Origin of the sequence: Serratia sp. 22278, from assembly GCF_052045405.1 — a bacterium.
GTDB lineage: Bacteria > Pseudomonadota > Gammaproteobacteria > Enterobacterales > Enterobacteriaceae > Serratia > Serratia marcescens.
This window is the reverse complement of sequence record NZ_JBQEOW010000002.1, coordinates 385,678-406,581: the sequence shown is the minus strand read 5'-3', so window position 1 is coordinate 406,581 and position 20,904 is coordinate 385,678. Positions and strand designations below refer to the sequence as shown.

Sequence of the window (20,904 nt, the reverse complement as noted above, 5' to 3'; positions counted from 1 at the left end):
GTTATGAACAAAAAACGCAGTGCCTTGATCGTGTTGTTAATTCTGCTGATCGCGGCCGCCGCTTACGGGGTCTGGCATTACCAACAGCAGCAGGATAAGCCGCTGACGCTGTACGGCAACGTCGATATCCGCACGGTCAACCTCGGCTTTCGCGTCGACGGCCGCCTGGCGTCGCTGACGGTGGATGAAGGCGATGCCGTTCAGCCAGGCCAGCTGCTCGGCAAGCTGGACGACGCCCCCTACCGCAACGCGCTGCAGCAGGCCGAAGCCAACGTCGGCAGCGCGCGCGCCAAACTGTCGCTGCTGCAGGCCGGCTATCGCACCGAAGAGATAGCCCAGGTGCAGTCAGAAATGGCGCAGCGCCAGTCCGCCTTCACCTATGCCGACAGCTTCCTGAAACGCCAGCAGGGGCTGTGGGCGAAAAACGCCACCTCCGCCGACGCTCTGGAGGATGCGCGCACCGCCCGCAATCAGGCGCAGGCCAATCTGCAGGCGGCGAAGGACAAGCTGTCGCAATACCGCAGCGGCAATCGCCCGCAAGAAATTGAACAGGCCAAGGCCGACGTGGCGCAAAGCGAAGCGGCGTTGGCGCAGGCGCAGTTGAACCTGCAAGACGCCACGCTGATCTCCCCTTCCGCCGGCACGGTGCTGACCCGCGCGGTGGAGCCGGGCACCATGCTCGGCGCCGGCGGCACGGTGTTCACCCTGTCGCTGACCCGGCCGGTGTGGGTGCGCGCCTACGTCAACGAGACCAGCCTGAATCAGGCGGTGCCCGGCACCGAGTTGGAAATTTACACCGACGGCCGCCCCGGCAAGCCTTATCACGGCAAGATCGGCTTTGTCTCGCCGACCGCGGAATTCACGCCGAAAAGCGTTGAAACGCCGGATCTGCGCACCGATCTGGTGTATCGCCTGCGGGTGATCGTCACCGACGCCGACGACGCGCTGCGCCAGGGCATGCCGGTCACCCTGCGCTTCGCCAAACCCTGAGGCCGGCCATGGAACAGGCGCACACCATCGAGCTGGAAGGGCTGGAAAAACGCTTCCCGTCGCTTGAGAAACCGGCGGTCGCCAGCCTGACCACCACCCTGCGCAGCGGCGCGGTGATCGGGCTGGTCGGCCCGGACGGCGCCGGCAAAACCACCCTGCTGCGCATGCTGGCCGGGCTGCTGCAGCCCAGCAGCGGCAAGCTGCGGGTCGCCGGGCTGGATCCGATCGGCCAGGATCGTCAACTGCACGCGATCCTCGGCTACATGCCGCAGAAGTTCGGGCTGTATGAGGATCTGACGGTGATGGAGAACCTGACGCTGTACGCCGATCTGCGCGGTGTCACCGGCGATCTTCGCCGCCAGACCTTCGAACGGCTGCTGAAATTCACCGATCTGACCCGCTTCACTGAGCGCCTGGCGGGCAAGCTGTCCGGCGGCATGAAGCAAAAACTGGGACTGGCCTGCACGCTGGTGGGCGCCCCCCAGGTGCTGCTGCTGGATGAACCGGGCGTCGGCGTCGATCCGATCTCGCGCCGCGAACTGTGGCGCATGGTGCACGAGCTGGCCAACGACGGCATGTTGATCCTGTGGAGCACCTCTTATCTCGACGAAGCCGAGCAGTGCCGCGAAGTGCTGCTGCTCAACGAGGGCGAGCTGCTGTTCAGCGGCGCGCCGCAGGATCTGACTCGCCGTATGGCCGGGCGCACGGTGTTGATCGCCGCGCCGCCGGGCAGCCATCGATCGTTGCTGCAGCGGGCGATCTGCCTGTCGGCGGTCACCGACGGCGTGATCCAGGGCAAGTACCTGCGCCTGATCCTGAAAGAAGGCGAAGATCACCGCCAGCTGCTTCAGGCGCTGGATCTGCCGGACGCCGAACTGAACGAAGCGGATCCCCGCTTCGAGGATGCGTTTATCGATCTGCTCGGCGGCGGCCCTAACCATCGCTCGGCGCTGGCGGAGATCATGCCGACCGTCAACGTCGAAAGTGGCGAAACGGTGATCGAAGCGGTGCAGTTGACCAAGAAATTCGGCGATTTCGCCGCCACCGATCACGTCGATTTTCAGGTGCGGCGCGGCGAAATCTTCGGCCTGCTCGGCCCGAACGGCGCCGGCAAGTCCACCACCTTCAAAATGATGTGCGGCCTGCTGGTGCCGTCCGGCGGCAAGGCGCTGGTGCTGGGGATGGATCTGAAGACCAGTTCCGGCAAGGCGCGCCAACGCCTCGGCTACATGGCACAAAAATTCTCGCTGTACGGCAACCTGACGGTGGCGCAGAACCTGAAATTCTTCTCCGGGGTCTACGGCCTGAGCGGCAAGGCGCAGCGCGACAAAATCGACGAGATGTCGCGCGCCTTCAACTTCGCGCCGATCCTCGATCAAACGCCGGACGCGTTGCCGCTCGGCTTCAAACAGCGCCTGGCGCTGGCCTGCGCGCTGATGCACGAACCGGATATTCTGTTCCTCGACGAACCGACTTCCGGCGTCGATCCGCTGACGCGGCGCGAGTTCTGGCTGCACATCAACGGCATGGTCGACAAGGGCGTGACGGTGATGGTGACCACCCACTTTATGGACGAGGCGGAATACTGCGACCGCATCGGCCTGGTGTATCGCGGCAAGATCATCGCCGCCGGCACGCCGGACGATCTCAAACAGCAGGTGGCGCGCGACGACAATCCCAGCCCTTCGATGGAGCAGGCGTTTATTGAGTTGGTGCAAGGCTACGACGAGGAGGAAACGCGGTGAGCGATAACCGAACCCCAATCGACGAGAGCGGCTTCTCCTGGCGCCGGCTACGCGCGCTGTGCCTGAAGGAAACGCGGCAGATACTGCGCGATCCCAGCAGCGGCCTGATCGCCTTCGTCATCCCGCTGATGCTGCTTTTCATCTTCGGCTACGGCATCAACCTGGACTCCAGCAAGTTGCATCTGGGCATTCTGATGGAGCAACAGAGCGAAGACGCGCGCGATCTGGCCCACGCCTTCGCCGGTTCGCCCTATATCGAACCGACCATCAGCGACAACCGCCAACAGCTGATCCAGCAGATGCAGGCCGGCACGATCCGCGGCCTGGTGGTGATCCCGGTGGATTTCGACCAGCGCATGGCGCGCCCGCACGACAGCGCCCCTATCCAGGTGATCACCGACGGCAGCGAGCCGAACACCGCCAACTTCGTGCAGGGCTATGCCCAAGGCGTATGGCAAATTTGGCAGCAGCAGCGCGCCGCCGATCGGGGGAACAACGACAAACCGCTGATTGACGTACAGATGCGCTACTGGTTCAACCCGGCGGCCATCAGCCGGCACTACATCATTCCCGGCGCCATCACCATCATCATGACGGTGATCGGCGCCATTCTCACCTCGCTGGTGATCGCCCGCGAATGGGAGCGCGGCACCATGGAGGCTCTGCTGTCCACCCAGGTGACGCGCAGCGAGCTGCTGCTCTCCAAACTGATCCCTTATTACTTCCTCGGCATGATCGCCATGGCGCTGTGCATGGCGGTGGCGGTGTGGGTGCTCGGCGTGCCCTATCGCGGTTCGCTGCCGATCCTGCTGCTGATCAGCAGCCTGTTCCTCGCCAGCACCCTCGGCATGGGCCTGCTGATCTCCACCCTCACCCGCAACCAGTTCAACGCGGCGATGGTGGCGCTGAACGCCGCCTTTCTGCCGTCGATCATGCTGTCCGGCTTCATTTTCCAGATCGACAGCATGCCGGCGATCGTGCGCGCGGTGACTTACATCATTCCGGCGCGTTACTTCGTCAGCACGCTGCAAACGCTGTTCCTGGCGGGCAACGTCGGCACCGTGCTGGCGATCAATCTGCTGTTCCTGATCGCTTCCGCCGTGGTGTTCATCGGCCTGACGGCCTGGAAAACCCAGCGTCGGCTGGATTAAGGAGAAAGAGCGATGTTTCACCGTCTGTTGACGCTCATCATCAAGGAAATGCAGGCGCTGCTGCGCGATCCGCAAACCCGCGCCATCCTGATCATGCCGGTGATCCTGCAGGTGCTGCTGTTCCCGTTCGCCGCGACGCTGGAGGTGACCAACGCCACCATCGCGGTCTACAGCGAGGACAGCGGCCAGGCTTCGGTGGAGCTGACCCAACGCTTCGCCAAGGCTAAAGCTTTCTCCCATGTGCTGCTGCTGCGCAACCCGCAGGAGATAAAGACCACCATTGATAACCAACGGGCGCTGCTGCTGATCCGCTTCCCGGCACAGTTCTCGCGCGATATCGCCGCCGGCAATACCGCGCCGCTGCAGTTGCTGCTCGACGGGCGCAACTCCAACAGCGCGCAGATCGCCGCCAACTACGTGCAGCAGATCGTGCAGGAATATCAGAACGAGCTGCTCGGCAACCGTGCCAAACCCAACAACAGCGAACTGGTGGTGCGCAACTGGTATAACCCGAATCTGGACTACAAATGGTTCGTGGTGCCGTCGCTGATCGCCATGATCACCACCATCGGCGTGCTGATCGTCACCTCGCTGTCGGTGGCGCGCGAACGCGAACAGGGCACGCTGGAACAGCTGCTGGTCTCACCGCTCACCACCTGGCAGATCTTTATCGGCAAGGCGGTGCCGGCGCTGATCGTCGCCAGTTTCCAGTCCAGCATCGTGCTGTTGATCGGCATCTTCCTGTACCAGATCCCGTTCGCCGGATCTCTGCTGCTGTTCTATGCCACCATGCTGATCTACGGGCTGTCGCTGGTCGGTTTCGGCCTGCTGATCTCGTCGCTGTGCGCCACTCAGCAGCAGGCGTTTATCGGCGTGTTCGTGTTCATGATGCCGGCGATCCTGCTCTCAGGTTACGTCTCGCCGGTGGAGAATATGCCGGTGTGGCTGCAGGATCTGACCTGGGTGAACCCGATACGCCACTTCACCGACATCACCAAGCAGATCTACCTGAAAGACGCCAGCTTCAGCATCATCTGGCGCAGCCTGTGGCCGCTGCTGGTGATCACCGCCACCACCGGCAGCGCCGCCTACGCGCTGTTTCGCCGCAAAATCGCATAAAAAAGCTCTGCATGTCACATGCAGAGCCTGTTAAGTCCTTTGGATTTCAAGCGACTGCTTGAAAGACGACGGATTTAGCGGCGGTTGCCGAAGATACGCAGCAACATCAGGAACAGGTTGATGAAGTCGAGATACAGCGTCAGCGCACCGACGATGGCGTACTTGCGGAAGCCGTCTTTATCATCGGCGTTCAGCTGCTCACCCATCGCCTTGAGTTTTTGCGTGTCGTACGCGGTCAGACCGACGAACACCACCACCCCAATGTAGGTAATCGCCCACATCAGCGCAGTGCTTTTCAGCCAGATGTTCACCAACGAGGCCAGCACGATGCCGATCAGCGCCATGAACAGCATGCTGCCGAAGCCGCTCAGATCGCGCTTGGTGGTGTAGCCGTACAGGCTCATCGCGCCGAACATGCCGGCGGTGACCACGAAGGTGCTGGCGATCGAGCTGTAGGTATAAGCGATGAAGATGCTCGACAGCGTCAGCCCGGTCAGCGCCGAGTACAGCATGAACAGCGAGGTGGCCACCGCGCCGCTCAGGCGGTTGACCATGCCGGAAATCACGAACACCAGCGCCAACTGGGCGATGATCAGACCGAAGAAGGTGATCTGGCTGGAGAAGATGAAGTTGAGGATCGCGGGCGTATTGGCCGCATACCAGGAAACGAACGCCGTCAGCAGCAGACCGCAGGTCATCCAGCCGTAAACCTGCGCCATGTAGGCCTGAATGCCGCTGTTGGCACGTTCGACGATTGAACCATTAGAGCGTGGATATCGGTCCATGACGGTTACCTTTTGCGTTGTAAACAAGATTCCGAAGCCCCGCGAACGGGGCTTCGCCTGCTATAAGCGTACCACAGAATAGGCCGCGCGAAAGCGGCAAAGGTCTTGATTTGTTTCCGCTGTTGACGCGCTATTTAGCCGCTTTTTGCCAGCGCTGCGCCGCCTCGCGATCGCTGTCGCGGGCGTCCACCCAACGATCGCCCTGGCCGGTGGCTTCGCGCTTCCAGAAAGGCGCTCGGGTCTTCAGGTAGTCCATGATGAACTCGCTGGCGGCGAACGCCATGCTGCGGTGCGCGCCGGTCACGCCAACGAACACGATCTCGTCGCCGGGATACAACGCGCCGACGCGGTGGATCACCGTCACGCGCTGCAGCGGCCAGCGGCTGCGCGCCTCGGCCACGATCTCCGCCAGCGCCTTCTCGGTCATGCCGGGGTAGTGTTCCAGCGTCAGCGCGCTGACGTCGTCCCCGAGGTTATGGTTGCGCACCTTGCCGGTGAAGGTCACCACCGCGCCGTCGGCGTCACACTGCGCCAGCCACTGATACTCGTCGCCGACGTTGAACGGCGCTTCGCCCACGCGAATGCGGGTGTTTTCCATGCTTACCCCCCGGTGACCGGCGGGAAGAAGGCCACCTCATCGCCGGCGCGCAGCGGATGATCCGCCGCCACCAGCGACTGATTGACCGCCGCCAACAGCTTGCCGGACTCCAGCGCCAGCGCCCAGCGATCGCCGCGCGCGCACAGCGCCTGGCGCAGCGCCTCGACGGTCGGGTAATCCGCCGGCATCGACAGCGTGCCGGTGCCCACCAGTTCGCGCACCTGCGCGAAGAAAAGAATATCGATCATGCGTTCACCTTAAAATCGCCGGATTTGCCGCCGCTTTTCGCCAGCAGGCGCACCGGGCCGATCACCATGTCTTTCTGTACCGCTTTGCACATGTCATAGATGGTCAATGCCGCCACCGAGGCGGCGGTCAGCGCCTCCATCTCGACGCCGGTTTTGCCGGTCAGCCGGCAGCAGGTTTCGATGCGCACCCGGCTGTGCTGCGTCTGCGCCTCCAGCTGCACTTCGACTTTGCTCAACATCAGCGGGTGGCACAGCGGGATCAGTTCCCAGGTGCGTTTGGCCGCCTGAATGCCGGCGATGCGCGCCGTGGCGAACACGTCGCCCTTGTGATGGCTGCCGTCGACGATCATCGCCAGCGTGGCGGGCAGCATCTCGACGAAGGCTTCGGCGCGCGCCTCGCGCACCGTTTCGGCCTTGGCGGAAACGTCAACCATATGGGCTTCGCCGGCGGCGTTAATGTGGGTTAGCTGTGTCATGACTCAGGGCTTCTTCAAATGGGGCTGGAAGTTGCACGGGCGATGGCGCGCGTCCAACTGCTCTTCGATAATCCGCTCCCAGGCGGTGCGGCAGGCGCGGGTGGAGCCCGGCATGGCGAAAATCACCGTGCGGTTGGCCAGGCCGGCCAGCGCGCGCGACTGGATCGTCGCGGTGCCGATCTCTTCGTACGACACCATGCGGAACAGTTCGCCGAACCCTTCCACCTCTCTGTCGAACAGCGGCAACAGCGCTTCCGGCGTGTTGTCGCGCGCGGTAAAACCGGTGCCGCCGGTGATCAGCACCGCCTGCACGTTGTCATCGGCAATCCACGCGGAAACCCGCGCGCGGATCTGGTAAATGTCATCTTTGACGATGGCGCGATCCACCACCTGATGGCCGGCTTCCCGCGCCGCGTCCTGCAGATATTGGCCGGAGGTGTCTTCCGCCGCGCCGCGGCTGTCGGACACGGTCAGGATGGCGATATGTGCCGCAATAAACTCGCTGCTCGCATGGCTCATGGTTCAATAGGCTCCTATTGGCTGTCAGCCGCCGATAAACGACAGGTTCTGGGTGATCCCGCTGTTGCCCTGATGCAGGAAATGGGTCTGCTTCTTGCTCAGCAGCCCGCTCTGGATGCGCGCCTTCAGCGCATCGAGCTGGCCGTCGTCCGCCAGCAGATCGCGCAGGGGCACCCCCTGCTCGCCGAACAGGCACAGGTGCAGATTGCCGATGGAAGAAACGCGCAGCCGGTTGCAGCTGGCGCAGAAGTCTTTTTCATACGGCATGATAAGACCCACCTCACCCTGGTAGTCCGGGTGGCTGAACACCTGCGCCGGGCCGTCGCTGCGGCCGCGCGCCTGGCGCTGCCAGCCCTGCTGTTCCAGCTGCCGGCGAATCACTTCGCCGGAAACATGGTGTTTGCGAAACAGCTCGCCGCCCTCGCCGGTTTCCATCAGTTCGATAAAACGCAGCTGGATCGGCCGATCCTTGATCCAGGCGAGAAAGGCGCCGAGCTGCTGGTGATTGACGTCGCGCATCAGCACGGCGTTGACCTTGACCTTGCTGAAACCGGCGCTAAAGGCGGCGTCGATGCCGTCCATCACCTGGCGGAACTTGTCCTGACCGGTGATGGCGTGAAACTGGCGGGGATCCAGGCTATCGATGCTGACGTTGATCGCCGTCAGACCGGCGTCACGCCAGGCGGCGACGTCGCGCGCCAGACGGTAGCCGTTGGTGGTGACCGCCAGCGTGCGGATGGCCGGGTTTTCCCGCACGGCGGCGATGATCTCGGTAAAATCACGGCGCAGCGAAGGCTCGCCGCCGGTCAGGCGCACCTTTTCGGTGCCCAGCTCGGCAAACGCGCGGCTGACGCGGCGGATTTCATCCAGCGACAGGAAGCTTTTCGGGCTGCCGCTCGGCTTGTAGCCGTCGGGCAGACAATAGGTGCAACGAAAGTTACACACGTCGGTGATCGACAAGCGCAGGTAATAGAACTTGCGCTCATAAGCATCAATGAGTTGCGGTACCATAACACCTTTCCAAAGTCGGGAGATGCGAGCGTTTCCCCTCTGCACCCTGGTGGCTGACTTCGCCACGGCCCAGGCGCCATATCGTTCCGGATGAACAACGTAGGCGCAGGGGCTAGGAGTTTGATTTCTCTTCCCGCTACCTTGAGTAGCCGGAATGAAACCGTGGTTTTCAGCAGAATTCTAGCGCTAATCGGCAACGATAGCCAACGCGTTAATTCGCTATATAATTGTCTATACAGCGTTTTTAGACGCCGTCTATTCGGGTAAACCATGATAAACATCGCTTGCGTGGACGAATTGACCAGAATCACGCAAATGACACTCTTTATCGCGTTTTTATGCCGGATCCGCTACCTTATGCGGGCAGTTCAGCCCCTTTGTAAGGAAATTTATGCGTAATCGTACCCTGGCCGATCTCGACCGCGTGGTGGCGTTGGGCGGCGGACACGGCCTGGGCCGTGTGATGTCGGCTCTGTCGTCCTTAGGCTCCCGCCTGACCGGCATCGTCACCACCACCGACAACGGCGGTTCCACCGGCCGCATCCGCCGTTCGGAAGGCGGCATTGCCTGGGGCGATACCCGCAACTGTCTCAACCAGCTGATCACCGAACCGAGCGTCGCCTCGGCGATGTTCGAATACCGTTTCAGCGGCAACGGTGAGCTGGCCGGCCATAACCTGGGCAACCTGATGCTGAAAGCGCTGGATCACCTGAGCGTGCGCCCGCTGGAAGCGATCAATCTGGTGCGCAGCTTGCTGAAGGTGGATGCGGCGCTGATCCCGATGTCGGAGCAGCCGGTGGATTTGATGGCGCACGATCACGAAGGCAATCACGTTTACGGTGAAGTGAATGTCGATCAACTGGCCCACATGCCGCAGGAGCTGATGCTGTCGCCCCCGGTCAACGCCACGCGCGAAGCGCTGGACGCCATCGCGCAAGCCGACGTGATCCTGATCGGGCCGGGCAGCTTTCTCACCAGCCTGATGCCGCTGCTGCTGCTGGACGATCTCACCCAGGCGCTGCGCCGCAGCAGCGCCAGCATGATCTATATCGGCAACCTCGGCCGCGAGCTGAGCGTGGCCGCCGCGGCGCTGTCGTTAAAGGATAAGCTGACGCTGATGGAAGAGAAGATCGGCCGCCGGATGATCGATGCGCTGATCGTCGGCCCTGCGGTGGACGCCAGTGAAGTGCAGGATCGGGTGGTGATTCAACAGCCGCTGGAAGCGAGCGACATCCCCTACCGCCACGATCGCCAACTGCTGCGCCAGGCGCTGGATCACGCGCTGGTGGGGCTGGCCGCCCGCCGCTGACCGAATTTAACCGTCTCGCCCGCGCAGCCAGGGATTATCGCTGGCCGGGGCGGGATGGCTGACCATATCGATATACAGATCTTCCACCTCTTTGCGCGCCCAGGGCGTGCGACGCAAAAACTTCAGGCTGGACTTGATGCTCGGATCGCTGCGGAAGCAGTTGATGCGAATGCGCGCGCCCAGTTCGGACCAACCGTAGTGATCCACCAGTTTATTCAGCAGTTGCTCCAGCGTCACGCCGTGCAGCGGGTCTTTAGACTGGTGTTGGCTCATGTTCGGTACTCTTCGTGGTCAAATCGGGCCGCACACCATAACAGCTTTGGCGCGGCCGACAAGGAATTTTGACGCCCACGGCGCGGGCGCCGTCCAACGGTCAGGAAATCGCGATGAACTGCTCGCGCAGCTGGTGGATCTCGTCACGCAGCGCAGCCGCCTGCTCGAACTCCAGGTTTTGCGCGTGGGTGTACATCTGCGCTTCCAGATCGCGGATTTTCTGATCCAGCGCTTTCGGCGTAAGGTTCTGCAGCTGAGCGCCGCCGTCCACGGCCTTGCTCCTGCCTTTACCCTTGGCGCGGTTGACCGGCTGACCGATCTGCAGAATATCGCCGATCTTCTTGTTCAGCCCCTGCGGCACGATGCCGTTGGCTTCGTTATAGGCCTGCTGCTTGGCGCGGCGCCGCTCGGTTTCACCGATCGCCTTGGCCATCGAATCGGTGATGCGATCGCCATACAGGATCGCCTTGCCGTTCAGGTTACGCGCCGCGCGGCCGATGGTCTGGATCAGCGAACGTTCGGAACGCAGGAAGCCTTCCTTGTCGGCGTCCAGAATCGCCACCAGCGACACCTCAGGCATGTCGAGCCCCTCACGCAACAGGTTGATGCCCACCAGCACGTCGAACTCGCCCAGACGCAGGTCACGAATGATTTCGACCCGTTCCACGGTATCGATATCCGAGTGCAGGTAGCGCACGCGCTCGCCATGCTCTTCCAGGTATTCGGTCAGGTCTTCCGCCATGCGTTTGGTCAGGGTGGTCACCAGCACGCGCTCGTTGATCGCCGCGCGCTTGCGGATCTCGGAGAGCAGATCGTCCACCTGGGTGGCGACCGGCCGCACTTCCACGATCGGATCCAGCAACCCGGTCGGCCGCACCACCTGATCGATCAGATCGCCGCCGGATTTCTCCAGCTCATATTTGCCCGGCGTGGCGGAAACATAGATGGTCTGCGGCGCCAACGCCTCGAACTCCTCGAAGCGCAAGGGGCGGTTGTCCAGCGCCGACGGCAGACGAAAGCCGTACTCCACCAGCGTTTCCTTGCGCGCGCGGTCGCCCTTGAACATCGCGCCAATCTGCGGAATGGTCACGTGGGATTCGTCGACCACCAGCAGGCCGTCCGCCGGCAGGTAGTCGAACAGCGTCGGCGGCGGCTCGCCCTCGGCGCGCCCGGAAAGGTAGCGCGAGTAGTTTTCGATGCCCGAGCAGTAGCCCAGCTCGTTCATCATCTCCAGATCGAACTGGGTGCGCTGCGTCAGGCGCTGCTCTTCCAGCAGCTTGTTGTTGGCCAGCAGCACCTTGCGGCGGTCCGCCAGATCGACCTTGATCTCTTCCATCGCCTGCATGATCCGCTCGCGCGGCGTCACGTAGTGCGATTTCGGGTAAATGGTAAAACGCGGCACCACCTGTTCAATCTGGCCGGTCAGCGGATCGAACAGCGACAACCGCTCCACTTCTTCGTCGAACAGCTCGACGCGCAACGCCAGCTCGTCCGATTCCGCCGGGAAGATATCGATCACCTCGCCGCGCACGCGGAAGGTGGCGCGCTGGAAAGCCTGATCGTTGCGGGAATACTGCAGCTCCGCCAGGCGGCGCAAAATGGAGCGCTGATCGATGATCATCCCCTGGGTCAGATGCAGCATCATCTTCAGGTAAAGATCCGGATCGCCCAGGCCGTAGATCGCCGATACCGACGCCACCACCACCACGTCGCGCCGCTCCAGCAGCGCCTTGGTGGCGGAAAGACGCATCTGCTCGATGTGCTCGTTCACCGAAGCGTCTTTTTCAATGAAGGTGTCGGAGCTGGGCACGTAGGCTTCCGGCTGGTAGTAGTCGTAGTAGGAGACGAAGTACTCCACCGCATTCTCCGGGAAAAACGCTTTCATCTCGCCGTACAGCTGCGCCGCCAGCGTCTTGTTCGGCGCCAGCACCATGGTCGGCCGATTCAGATCGGCTATCACGTTGGCGATGGTGAACGTCTTGCCCGAACCGGTGACCCCCAGCAGCGTCTGGTGCGCCAGGCCGTCTTCCAGCCCCTCTTCCAGCTTGCGGATGGCTTCCGGCTGATCGCCGGCCGGTTTGAACTCTGAATGCAGTTTGAAAAGTTTACTCATTGCTCGGCTACCCTGTGGAGATGCGCGCGCTCAGGCGGCCAGCCGGCTCTGCGCCGGACATGGCCCCTAATTATGGAAAGTGTCGGCGATTTGCGCCAGTGCCCATGATACTGGATATAAAACCAGCTTCAAGCGGATTCGTCGCCGCGCCCGGCACTGCGGCAATGCCGTTGCACCGTGACGTTACAGCGGGGTGACATTTTTATTGTCAATAACAGATTTATCCCCAGAACTTGCCGCGAATTAACTTATTGATAGCACCGCGTCGAAAAATCATACATAGAGGCCTGATCAATACCCCTGCGTCTTGATTTTAATTAATCTATTGATATATAAGATATTTAATAAAAAGACGAGAATGCGGGCAAAGCGAACAGAACCCGCGTCCGCTCTCGCTTTACAGCGTTTTTCTAAATCTAATGCACAAGGTTATCCACAGGAATAGTGGATAACTCTCACCGCCCCGCCCGGGGCGGGAGTTACAGAAAGAAAGCTTTTCGCCCTTTACACTCGCCAAAATGGCTTTTTTAGTTATTTTTTCATAAAAATATCGCTTTGTTTATGCCGATTAATACTAAAAATCCCCATTGCCAAAATCGCATCGGCCCCTTTCTCGCGGATCGCGCTTGACGGCGGCGCAATGCCTTGCACCATGCCCTCACCGAAGAGCACCACAAGAGTGCAAAAAACGTCCGGGTTAACTTCCCCGCGTATTTTCAGGCTGTCACGGCAGCGCGCGTCAGGCCTGACCAGCGGTTAACAAGGCGATAACAATCCCCGTTTTCACCCGGCGGTAAAACTGGCCTGAGAGTTGCTTTATCTTCCTGCGTATAAATGCGGTTCGACAGCGTGATGCGCTGCCAGCCGCAGCGTGTACCCCTCGCGGTGCTATCGCCTGTAAAAGCGCAAGAACGACACCAAGTCGTCACAAGCGTCGTTTTTAACGACATATTGACTGTCATTCCGTCCACCGCAGACCTTGCTCTGGCTCATTGGACGGACGGCATCTTGTTCCAGACATTGCCACACTCGGGAAATTCGCCGCGCATGCGGCCTTTGCTGTCCCCCACCAACGAGTGAAACGAGCGTCTATGAGGAGAATGCCAAATGCTGAGCCTGAGATCGGTCAATCAATTCTACGGTCAAAACCACACCCTGTGGGACATCAACCTGGAGCTGCCGCGCGGCCAGTGCACCGTGCTGCTCGGGCGCAACGGCGTGGGCAAGACCACGCTGGTCAACTGCATCATGGGGCATTTGCCGGTGGTGAGCGGCAGCATGACCTGGCAGCCGGCGGATCAACCGCCGCAAAACCTGCTGCTGCAACCGATGGAGCGCCGCGCGGCACTGGGCATCAGCCACGTCCCGCAAGGGCGGCAACTCTTCTCGCAACTGAGCGTGGAAGAGAATCTGCAGGTGGCGCAGATGGCCGTGCGCGGCGCCCCTCGCCGCATTCCGCCGCTGATCTACAGCCTGTTTCCCAATTTGCGCCAGATGCGTACCCGCCGCGCCGGCGATCTGTGCGAAGGCGCCCAGCGCCAGTTGGCGATCGGTCGTGCGCTGGCGCAGGAGCCGGCGCTGCTGATCCTCGACGAACCCACGGCGGGCGTGCCTCCCTCGATCGCCGCCGACATCGGCAACGTGATCCGCAGGCTCAACTATGAGTTGGGCATGACCATTTTGCTGGTAGAGCATCAGTTGCCGTTCGTGCGCCGGGTGGCGGACCGCTTTTGCCTGTTGGATAGCGGGCGCACCGTGGCGCACGGCGCGCTGGCGCAGCTGGATGAGGCGCTGATCGGCGCCGGGCTGGCGGGACAGGAAGGAAGATGAGGGGGAATCCCCCTCATGGGGCGTTTGTTTATAGCAGGCTGATATCCAGATACTGCCCCAACCGCGCCCGTTCGGCCTGCGGCAGGTGCGGGATTTCGCCCAGCAGCGGCGCCGGCATCATGCGGCGCAGCGTGGCCAGGTATTCCTGATGCCGCCGCCCCGGCGGCGTCACGTCGTTGGCGATCCAACCGGCCAGCGTCAGCCCCGCCTGTTGCACCGCCTGCGCCGTCAGCACCGCGTGGTTGATGCACCCCAGTTTGATGCCCACCACCAGGATCACCGGCAGTTGCTCCTGCCGTACCCAGTCGGCGAAGGTGTACTCCGCCGACAGCGGAGTAAACCACCCGCCGGCGCCCTCGACCAGCACCCAGTCGGCGCGCTGCTCCAGCCGGCGCAGGCCGTCGGACAGCCGCGCCGCGTCGATCGGCCGGCCTTCATCGGCGCTGACGATATGCGGCGAGGTCGGTTCGGCAAAAACGTAAGGGTTCACTTCGTCGTAATCCAGCGCCACGCCGCTGTTGGCCTGCAGCGCCAGCGCGTCGCCGTTGCGCAGCCCCTCGGCGGTCATCTCGCTGCCGGAGGCCACCGGCTTATAGCCGGCGCTGCGGTAGCCCGCCCGGTTGGCGGCCTGCAGCAAGGCGCTGCTGGCGACGGTTTTCCCCACTTCGGTGTCGGTGCCGGTCACGAACCAACGTTTAATCACGATAAATCACTCCATAAGCCAGATGATAGCTGAGCGGGAACTGCCCCTGCCGGCACGGGTAAGCCGCCTGCAACGCGGCGAGACGGCCGCGCGACATCAGGCCGCCCTCGCGCCCCTGATGCAAATGCGTCGCCCCGATGCCCTTGAGCGAACGCATCAGCGTCATCACGTCCGGGTAATTCAGGGTGCGCAGCTCCGTCACCAGCTCGTGTCGATAGTCGGCACAGGCGGCGCGGATCTGCGCCAGCGGCAGGAAGGCGTTCACGTGACGTTCGCCGTCCACCTGTTGCCAGGCGTCCCCCAATTCCTGCAGCGAGCCCGCCGCCAGCGTGGAGAACAGGATCACACCGCCGGGCCGGGTGACGCGATACAGCTCCGCCAGCGCGGCGGGCAGATCGCTGCACCACTGCACTACCAGGCTGCTGAAACAGATGTCCATCGCCGCGTCGGGCAGTGGCACCTGTTCGATATCGCCCAGCAGATAATGGTGCGCCGCCTGTTGCTGACGGGCGAACGCCAACATCCCCGGCGCCAGATCGAGCGCGGTCACCTGCTTGCCGCGCTCACGCCACATACGGCTGAAATAGCCGGTGCCGCAGCCGGCGTCCAGCAGCCGTTCGCCCGGGTGGGAACTCCCCATCCCCAGTAAGCGCTCGCCAACGTCACGCTGCAGCGCGGCGGCGGCGTCGTAGCTGCCGGCCGCGCGGCTGAAGGCCGAGGCGACCGCCTGTTTGTTCACCCTGTCATTGGCTGACGTCATGCAATACCTCCAGCAGGCGATCGATGTCCTGCGGCTGGTGCGTCGCCGTCAGGGTAATGCGCAGTCGCGCGCCGCCCGGCGGCACCGTCGGCGGACGGATGGCGCTCACCCACAGCCCCCGCTCGCGCAGGCGGGTCGCCAGATCGAGCGCGCGTTGATTGTCACCCACCAGCAGCGGCTGGATGGCGGTGTCGGAGTCCGTCAGGGTCAGCGCCAACGGCGCCGCGCCCTGGCGGAAACGGCGAATATTGTCCTGCAGCCGGGCGCGCAGTTCATCGCCCTCTTGAATGCAGGCCAGCGCCGCCTGCAGCGCGCAGGCCTGCGCCGGCGGCATCGCGGTGCTGTAAATCAGATGGCGGGCGAACTGCAGCAGATATTCGGCGGTCGCCTCATCGCACAGCACCGCCGCGCCGCTGACGCCGAACGCCTTGCCGAAGGTCGCCACCAGCAGTTCAGGGCGCACGCCCTGCTGCCAGCAGCTGCCGCGGCCTTGCTCACCGCGCACGCCGACGCCGTGGGCATCGTCCACCATCAGCCAGGCGCCCGCCGCGCGGGTTAAGCGGTACAGTTCCGCCAATGGCGCGCCGTCGCCGTCCATGCTGAACACCCCTTCGGTCACCGCCAGCCGCTGCCCGTCGCAGGGTTTGGCCAGCAAATCCGCCAAAGCCTGCGGCTGATTGTGCTGGAACCGGCGCAGCTCGGCCGGCGACTGCGCCGCCGCCTCCAGCAGCGAAGCGTGGCTGAGGCGATCGGCCAAAATGCGATCGCCCTTCTGCATCAACGCCGCCAGCACCGCCTGGTTGGCGGCGTAACCGGAGATGAACAGCAGCGCGCGCGGATAGCCGAGCCACGCCGCCAGTTGCTCTTCCAGCGCCTGATGCGCCACGCTAAAGCCGGTGACGTGGCCCGAACCGCCGCTGCCGACGCCGTAACGCTGCGCGCCCTGCTGCCAGGCGGCGATCACCCGCGCATCCTGGCTCAGCCCCAGGTAGTCGTTGCCCGAGAAGTTCAGATAGAGACGATCGCCGAGCCGGATCTGGCGGCCGTTGCCGCCCTCGGTGGCCTGTCGGCGACGGTAGGCGGCGTTGAGGCGCCGTTCCGCCAGCGCCTGCTCGATGCGTTGTGGCCAGCTCATCACGGCGCCGCGTTGTAAAACTCGGCGGTATCGGCGTTCAGCAGTTGCTTGGCCAGCACCTGCTGTTGCTGGTTGTCGCCGTGTTCGGTGGCGGTCTGCTGCGGGTTCAATCCCAGCTTGCGGAACAGCTGCAGATCCTTATCTTCTTCCGGATTCGGCGTGGTCAGCAGCTTGCAACCGTAGAAGATGGAGTTGGCGCCGGCCATGAAGCACATCGCCTGCGTCTGTTCGTTCATCTGTTCACGGCCGGCGGAAAGGCGGACATAAGAGGATGGCATCATGATGCGCGCTACCGCGATGGTGCGGATGAAGTCAAACGGATCGACGTCGTCATTATCCGCCAGCGGCGTGCCTTTCACCTTCACCAGCATGTTGATCGGCACGCTCTCCGGCGGTTTCGGCAGGTTGGCCAGCTGCACCAGCAGCCCAGCGCGGTCGCGCACCGTTTCACCCAGCCCGACGATGCCGCCGGAGCACACTTTGATGCCGGCGTCGCGCACCTTGTCGAGCGTATCCAGACGCTCCTGGTAGCTGCGGGTGGTGATGATGTTGCCGTAGAACTCTGGCGAGGTGTCGAGGTTATGGTTGTAGTAATCCAATCCGGCTTCCGCCAGCCGCTCGGCCTGAGTGCCGTCCAGCGTGCCCAGCGTCATGCAGGTTTCCATGCCCATCGCTTTCACGCCCTGCACCATCTGCTGCAAATAAGGCATATCGCGCTCGTGCGGGTTCTTCCAGGCCGCGCCCATGCAAAAACGGGTCGAGCCGTTCGCTTTGGCTTTGCGCGCCGATTCCAGCACCTGCTCGACCTGCATCAGTCGCTCCGACTCCAGGCCGGTCTTGTAGCGTGAGCTCTGCGGGCAGTATTTACAGTCTTCCGGGCAAGCGCCGGTTTTGATCGACAGCAGCGTGCTGACCTGCACCTGACGCGGGTCGAAGTGCCGGCGGTGTACGGTTTGCGCTTCGAACAGCAGTTCAAGCAGCGGTTTATCAAACAGGGCCTGGGCTTGCCCTACTGTCCAGTGAATGCGATCGGCCATCATGGCGTCTCCAAAACGAAAAAGTGTCGCCAGTTTAAATATTGTGGATATACTGTCAACCAATCTTAATTCAATTCGGTTTACAAGTATGTCTGTCACCGCTTCCGACCTGGCGTTTGACCAACGCCATATCTGGCACCCCTACACCTCCATGAGCCGCCCGTTGCCCTGTTACCCGATCGAGTCGGCCAGCGGCGTCGAGCTGCAGCTGGCGGATGGCCGGCGTCTGGTGGACGGCATGTCCTCCTGGTGGGCGGCGATCCACGGGTACAACCATCCGAGTCTGAATCAGGCCGCCAGTCAGCAACTGGAGAAGATGTCGCACGTGATGTTCGGCGGCATCACCCATCCGGCCGCCATCTCGCTGTGCCGTCGGCTGGTGGCGATGACGCCGGAAGCACTGCAGTGCGTGTTCCTGGCGGATTCCGGTTCGGTGGCGGTGGAAGTGTCGCTGAAGATGGCGCTGCAGTATTGGCAGGCGCGCGGCGAGCGCCGGCAGCGCATTCTGACGCTGCGCCACGGCTATCACGGCGATACCTTCGGCGCGATGTCGGTCTGCGATCCGGACAACTCGATGCACAGCCTCTATCAGGGCTATCTGGCGCCGCACCTGTTCGCCACCGCGCCGCAGTGCCGCTTCGATGAGGAATGGCGCGAAGAGGACATTGCGCCGTTCGCCGCGCTGCTGGAGCAGCACGCCGGTGAAGTGGCGGCGGTGATCCTGGAACCGGTGGTGCAAGGCGCCGGCGGCATGCGCATCTACCACCCAACCTACCTCAAGCGGGTGCGCGAGCTGTGCGATCGCCATCAGGTGCTGCTGATCGCCGACGAGATCGCCACCGGCTTCGGCCGCACCGGCAAGCTGTTCGCCTGCGAACACGCGCAGGTGGTGCCGGACATTCTCTGCCTGGGCAAGGCGCTGACCGGCGGCTACATGACGCTGTCCGCTACCCTGACCACCCGCCACGTAGCGGAGACCATCAGCAACGGCGCGGCCGGCTGCTTTATGCACGGGCCGACCTTTATGGGCAACCCGCTGGCCTGTGCGGTGGCGGACGCCAGCCTGGCGCTGCTGGCGGAAAATCGCTGGCAGGCGCAGGTGAGCGCCATCGAAGCCCAGTTGAAGCGGGAACTGCTGCCGTTGGCGGCGCTGCCGAAGGTGGCGGACGTGCGGGTGCTGGGGGCGATTGGGGTGGTGGAGATGCGCGAACCGGTGGATGTCGCCGAGCTGCAGCGCGGGTTCGTCGAGCGCGGGGTATGGATCCGGCCATTCGGCAAACTGATTTACCTGATGCCGCCTTACATCATCGAAGCGGAACAGCTCAGCCGCCTGACCGCCGCCGTGGCCGCCGCCGCGCGTTAATGCCTTACCAATGCTGGTCCAGATAGCGGGCCAGCAATCCCAGACACAGCAGCCAGAGTAAAATGATCATCGCCGCCGCCATGCGGCCGGTGGGGTTATCGACGCGCTTTTGCGCCTTCTCGCGCAGCTCGGCCATCAGCGGTTTGGGGATCAGGCGCACCGCCAGCATGATGCCCAACGGCACGATGATCACATCGTCCAGATAGCCCAGCACCGGAATGAAATCCGGGATCAAATCGATTGGCGAGATCGCATAGCCGGCCACCAGCAGCGCGATCAGCTTGGCGTACCACGGGGTGCGCTTATCACGGGCGGCCAGCCACAGCGCGTAGATATCGCGTTTGATGCCTTTGGCCCAACGGCGCAACCAGCCGAACCACGGCGTGCGTTTTTTCAGTGAAATCATGATTACTTCATATAAGAACGTAAAACGGTCATCAATTGCTCGATGTCCTGCTCACGCTGCCGCGGCGTAGCGTCCGCGGCAGCCAGATGTTCGCGCACATGCCCTTCCAGCACCTGCGCCATTAAACCGTTGACCGCGCCGCGCACCGCCGCGATCTGCTGCAGAACAGCAGAACATTCGCCACCGCTCTCCAGCGCGCGCTCCAGCGCTTCGGCCTGCCCTTTAATGCGGCGCACCCGCGCCAACAGCTTCTTTTGATCTCTGAGGGTATGGCTCATTATTTCCGCTCGATTGTTATTTACTATACTGGGGTATAGTATATTCCAGCACACTGCCTTTTGCTGAGGAACTTCACCATGACGTCTCACGCGCCCGCTTTGCACCGCGAGCACAGCCACGTTTTTGACGATGGTAACCCATTGGCCGAAAGAAACACCAGATGGGCGGTGATACTCACCGCCAGTATGATGGTCATCGAGATCGCCGGCGGTTGGCTGTTTAACTCGATGGCATTGCTGGCCGACGGCTGGCACATGAGCTCGCATGCGCTGGCTCTGGGCTTGTCGCTACTGGCTTACGGCGCCGCACGCCGGTTGGCCAAGGATCGCCGTTTCAGCCTCGGCACCTGGAAAATAGAAGTGCTGGCCGGTTACACCAGCGCGGTGTTGTTGGTGCTGGTGGCGGCGCTGATGCTGTTCCAGTCAGCGCAGCGGCTGCTGAATCCCAGCCCGATTCATTACAACGAAGCCATCGCCATCGGTACGATCGGGCTGGCCGTCAATCTGCTTTGCGCCTGGCTGTTGCGCGGCGGCGGCCACCATCACCACCACGGGGATAACCACGATGACCCTCATCATGACCTCAACCTGCGCTCCGCCTATATCCACGTCATCGCCGACGCCGCCACCTCGGTGTTGGCCCTCGTCGCGCTGTTTGGCGGCAAGCTTTGGGGCGCCGCTTGGCTCGATCCGTTGATGGGCATCGTCGGCGCGATGATGGTGGCCGCCTGGGCCTATAGCCTGATGCGCGATAGCGGGAAGATTTTGCTGGATGCCGAAATGGACGCCCCCGTGGCGCAAGAGATTCGTCAGACCCTGGCCACTTCCGGCCACCCACTCACGCTGACCGATTTGCACGTAGGCCGCATCGGTAAAGGAAAATATCATTGCGTCATCGCCCTGAGCAGCGCCGATCGCGCCCTCACCGCCGATCGGGTGCGCCAACTGTTGGCCGCGCATCCCGAACTGGTGCATGTCACCGTCGAGATCAACCATCCGCCGTTGGCGCAAGGGGTTGTATTGTTCCACCGAAAAGATCTAGCTTAGGGGTCCGC

The 20,904-nt window shown here is 62.6% G+C and carries 23 protein-coding genes and 1 riboswitch; of the genes, 8 read left to right on the top strand and 15 right to left on the bottom strand.

Annotated elements, in window-relative coordinates; genetic code table 11:
* Positions 1 to 3: 3 nt before the first annotated feature.
* The 4 genes from hlyD to ACTJJ6_RS06580 are packed head-to-tail and all read left to right on the top strand — an operon-like array spanning position 4 to position 5,005.
* On the top strand, positions 4 to 990 hold the full coding sequence (gene hlyD, locus ACTJJ6_RS06595) for a secretion protein HlyD (protein WP_089184345.1): 987 nt from the start codon (positions 4 to 6) through the stop codon (positions 988 to 990).
* Between the two features lie 8 nt (positions 991 to 998).
* Positions 999 to 2,735, top strand: coding sequence for an ATP-binding cassette domain-containing protein (locus ACTJJ6_RS06590; protein ID WP_440801501.1), 1,737 nt, complete (start codon positions 999 to 1,001; stop codon positions 2,733 to 2,735).
* Positions 2,732 to 3,886 carry an ABC transporter permease gene (locus ACTJJ6_RS06585; protein ID WP_016928676.1) on the top strand — a complete coding sequence of 385 codons (1,155 nt, stop codon included), beginning with the start codon at positions 2,732 to 2,734 and terminating at the stop codon, positions 3,884 to 3,886. Before ACTJJ6_RS06590 ends, ACTJJ6_RS06585 begins: the two co-directional genes overlap by 4 nt.
* 12 nt (positions 3,887 to 3,898) lie before the next feature.
* Complete coding sequence (locus ACTJJ6_RS06580; RefSeq protein ID WP_033641042.1) at positions 3,899 to 5,005, top strand: ABC transporter permease; 1,107 nt, start codon at positions 3,899 to 3,901, stop codon at positions 5,003 to 5,005.
* 74 nt (positions 5,006 to 5,079) lie between these two features.
* Here the strand turns inward: ACTJJ6_RS06580 and ACTJJ6_RS06575 are convergent, their stop codons facing one another.
* From ACTJJ6_RS06575 to moaA, 6 genes are all read right to left on the bottom strand, one after another.
* Positions 5,080 to 5,790 (bottom strand): Bax inhibitor-1/YccA family protein, encoded by a 711-nt coding sequence (locus tag ACTJJ6_RS06575; RefSeq protein ID WP_004939761.1) that lies wholly within the window; start codon positions 5,788 to 5,790, stop codon positions 5,080 to 5,082.
* A gap of 130 nt (positions 5,791 to 5,920) precedes the next feature.
* On the bottom strand, positions 5,921 to 6,388 hold the full coding sequence (gene moaE, locus ACTJJ6_RS06570; RefSeq protein WP_049299450.1) for a molybdopterin synthase catalytic subunit MoaE: 468 nt from the start codon (positions 6,386 to 6,388) through the stop codon (positions 5,921 to 5,923).
* A gap of 2 nt (positions 6,389 to 6,390) precedes the next feature.
* The gene (gene moaD, locus ACTJJ6_RS06565; protein ID WP_049187156.1) at positions 6,391 to 6,636 is read right to left on the bottom strand and encodes a molybdopterin synthase sulfur carrier subunit; all 246 of its coding nucleotides are present in this window, start codon (positions 6,634 to 6,636) and stop codon (positions 6,391 to 6,393) included.
* On the bottom strand, positions 6,633 to 7,112 hold the full coding sequence (gene moaC / locus ACTJJ6_RS06560) for a cyclic pyranopterin monophosphate synthase MoaC (RefSeq protein WP_048794855.1): 480 nt from the start codon (positions 7,110 to 7,112) through the stop codon (positions 6,633 to 6,635). The genes moaD and moaC overlap by 4 nt, the downstream gene beginning before the upstream one ends.
* Positions 7,113 to 7,115: 3 nt before the next feature.
* Positions 7,116 to 7,631: a molybdenum cofactor biosynthesis protein B gene (gene moaB, locus ACTJJ6_RS06555; RefSeq protein WP_021503999.1), complete on the bottom strand. Its 516-nt coding sequence runs from the start codon at positions 7,629 to 7,631 to the stop codon at positions 7,116 to 7,118.
* Between the two features lie 24 nt (positions 7,632 to 7,655).
* Entirely contained in the window at positions 7,656 to 8,642 is a 987-nt protein-coding gene (gene moaA / locus ACTJJ6_RS06550) for a GTP 3',8-cyclase MoaA (protein ID WP_033641045.1), read from the bottom strand.
* A riboswitch (molybdenum cofactor riboswitch) is annotated at positions 8,629 to 8,773 on the bottom strand. (Overlaps the previous gene by 14 nt.)
* A gap of 260 nt (positions 8,774 to 9,033) precedes the next feature.
* On the opposite strand from moaA, the gene ACTJJ6_RS06545 reads away from it, so the two are divergent.
* Positions 9,034 to 9,951 (top strand): gluconeogenesis factor YvcK family protein, encoded by a 918-nt coding sequence (locus ACTJJ6_RS06545; protein WP_049203797.1) that lies wholly within the window; start codon positions 9,034 to 9,036, stop codon positions 9,949 to 9,951.
* Between the two features lie 6 nt (positions 9,952 to 9,957).
* Here the strand turns inward: ACTJJ6_RS06545 and ACTJJ6_RS06540 are convergent, their stop codons facing one another.
* The 3 genes from ACTJJ6_RS06540 to ACTJJ6_RS06530 all read right to left on the bottom strand — a co-directional run bounded on the left by ACTJJ6_RS06540 (position 9,958) and on the right by ACTJJ6_RS06530 (position 12,991).
* Positions 9,958 to 10,224: a VF530 family DNA-binding protein gene (locus tag ACTJJ6_RS06540; RefSeq protein ID WP_004939783.1), complete on the bottom strand. Its 267-nt coding sequence runs from the start codon at positions 10,222 to 10,224 to the stop codon at positions 9,958 to 9,960.
* Between the two features lie 100 nt (positions 10,225 to 10,324).
* Positions 10,325 to 12,337: an excinuclease ABC subunit UvrB gene (gene uvrB / locus ACTJJ6_RS06535; protein WP_016928683.1), complete on the bottom strand. Its 2,013-nt coding sequence runs from the start codon at positions 12,335 to 12,337 to the stop codon at positions 10,325 to 10,327.
* A 531-nt stretch (positions 12,338 to 12,868) separates the two neighbouring features.
* The gene (locus ACTJJ6_RS06530; RefSeq protein WP_254925154.1) at positions 12,869 to 12,991 is read right to left on the bottom strand and encodes a hypothetical protein; all 123 of its coding nucleotides are present in this window, start codon (positions 12,989 to 12,991) and stop codon (positions 12,869 to 12,871) included.
* Positions 12,992 to 13,444: 453 nt separating this feature from the next.
* Between ACTJJ6_RS06530 and ACTJJ6_RS06525 the strand changes: the two genes are divergently transcribed.
* Positions 13,445 to 14,167: an ATP-binding cassette domain-containing protein gene (locus ACTJJ6_RS06525; protein WP_016928685.1), complete on the top strand. Its 723-nt coding sequence runs from the start codon at positions 13,445 to 13,447 to the stop codon at positions 14,165 to 14,167.
* Between the two features lie 28 nt (positions 14,168 to 14,195).
* Here the strand turns inward: ACTJJ6_RS06525 and bioD are convergent, their stop codons facing one another.
* From bioD to bioB, 4 genes are read right to left on the bottom strand one after another with little or no spacing between them, the layout of a single operon-like run.
* Positions 14,196 to 14,870: a dethiobiotin synthase gene (gene bioD / locus ACTJJ6_RS06520; protein WP_164053451.1), complete on the bottom strand. Its 675-nt coding sequence runs from the start codon at positions 14,868 to 14,870 to the stop codon at positions 14,196 to 14,198.
* Entirely contained in the window at positions 14,863 to 15,630 is a 768-nt protein-coding gene (bioC, locus tag ACTJJ6_RS06515; protein WP_440801496.1) for a malonyl-ACP O-methyltransferase BioC, read from the bottom strand. Before bioC ends, bioD begins: the two co-directional genes overlap by 8 nt.
* A complete protein-coding gene (bioF, locus tag ACTJJ6_RS06510) occupies positions 15,614 to 16,765 on the bottom strand; it encodes an 8-amino-7-oxononanoate synthase (protein WP_176063555.1) in 1,152 nt (383 codons plus the stop codon). Before bioF ends, bioC begins: the two co-directional genes overlap by 17 nt.
* Positions 16,765 to 17,802: a biotin synthase BioB gene (bioB, locus tag ACTJJ6_RS06505; RefSeq protein ID WP_028127661.1), complete on the bottom strand. Its 1,038-nt coding sequence runs from the start codon at positions 17,800 to 17,802 to the stop codon at positions 16,765 to 16,767. The genes bioF and bioB overlap by 1 nt, the downstream gene beginning before the upstream one ends.
* Before the next feature lie 88 nt (positions 17,803 to 17,890).
* On the opposite strand from bioB, the gene bioA reads away from it, so the two are divergent.
* Complete coding sequence (gene bioA / locus ACTJJ6_RS06500) at positions 17,891 to 19,165, top strand: adenosylmethionine--8-amino-7-oxononanoate transaminase (protein WP_049299448.1); 1,275 nt, start codon at positions 17,891 to 17,893, stop codon at positions 19,163 to 19,165.
* A 4-nt stretch (positions 19,166 to 19,169) separates the two neighbouring features.
* Here bioA and ACTJJ6_RS06495 read toward each other — a convergent pair whose 3' ends face one another.
* Entirely contained in the window at positions 19,170 to 19,571 is a 402-nt protein-coding gene (locus tag ACTJJ6_RS06495) for a YkvA family protein (RefSeq protein ID WP_025301916.1), read from the bottom strand.
* Positions 19,572 to 19,573: 2 nt separating this feature from the next.
* Positions 19,574 to 19,849 (bottom strand): metal/formaldehyde-sensitive transcriptional repressor, encoded by a 276-nt coding sequence (locus ACTJJ6_RS06490; RefSeq protein WP_143778703.1) that lies wholly within the window; start codon positions 19,847 to 19,849, stop codon positions 19,574 to 19,576.
* Positions 19,850 to 19,927: 78 nt separating this feature from the next.
* On the opposite strand from ACTJJ6_RS06490, the gene dmeF reads away from it, so the two are divergent.
* Positions 19,928 to 20,896 (top strand): CDF family Co(II)/Ni(II) efflux transporter DmeF, encoded by a 969-nt coding sequence (gene dmeF, locus ACTJJ6_RS06485; RefSeq protein ID WP_440801495.1) that lies wholly within the window; start codon positions 19,928 to 19,930, stop codon positions 20,894 to 20,896.
* The last annotated feature ends 8 nt before the right edge of the window (positions 20,897 to 20,904 follow it).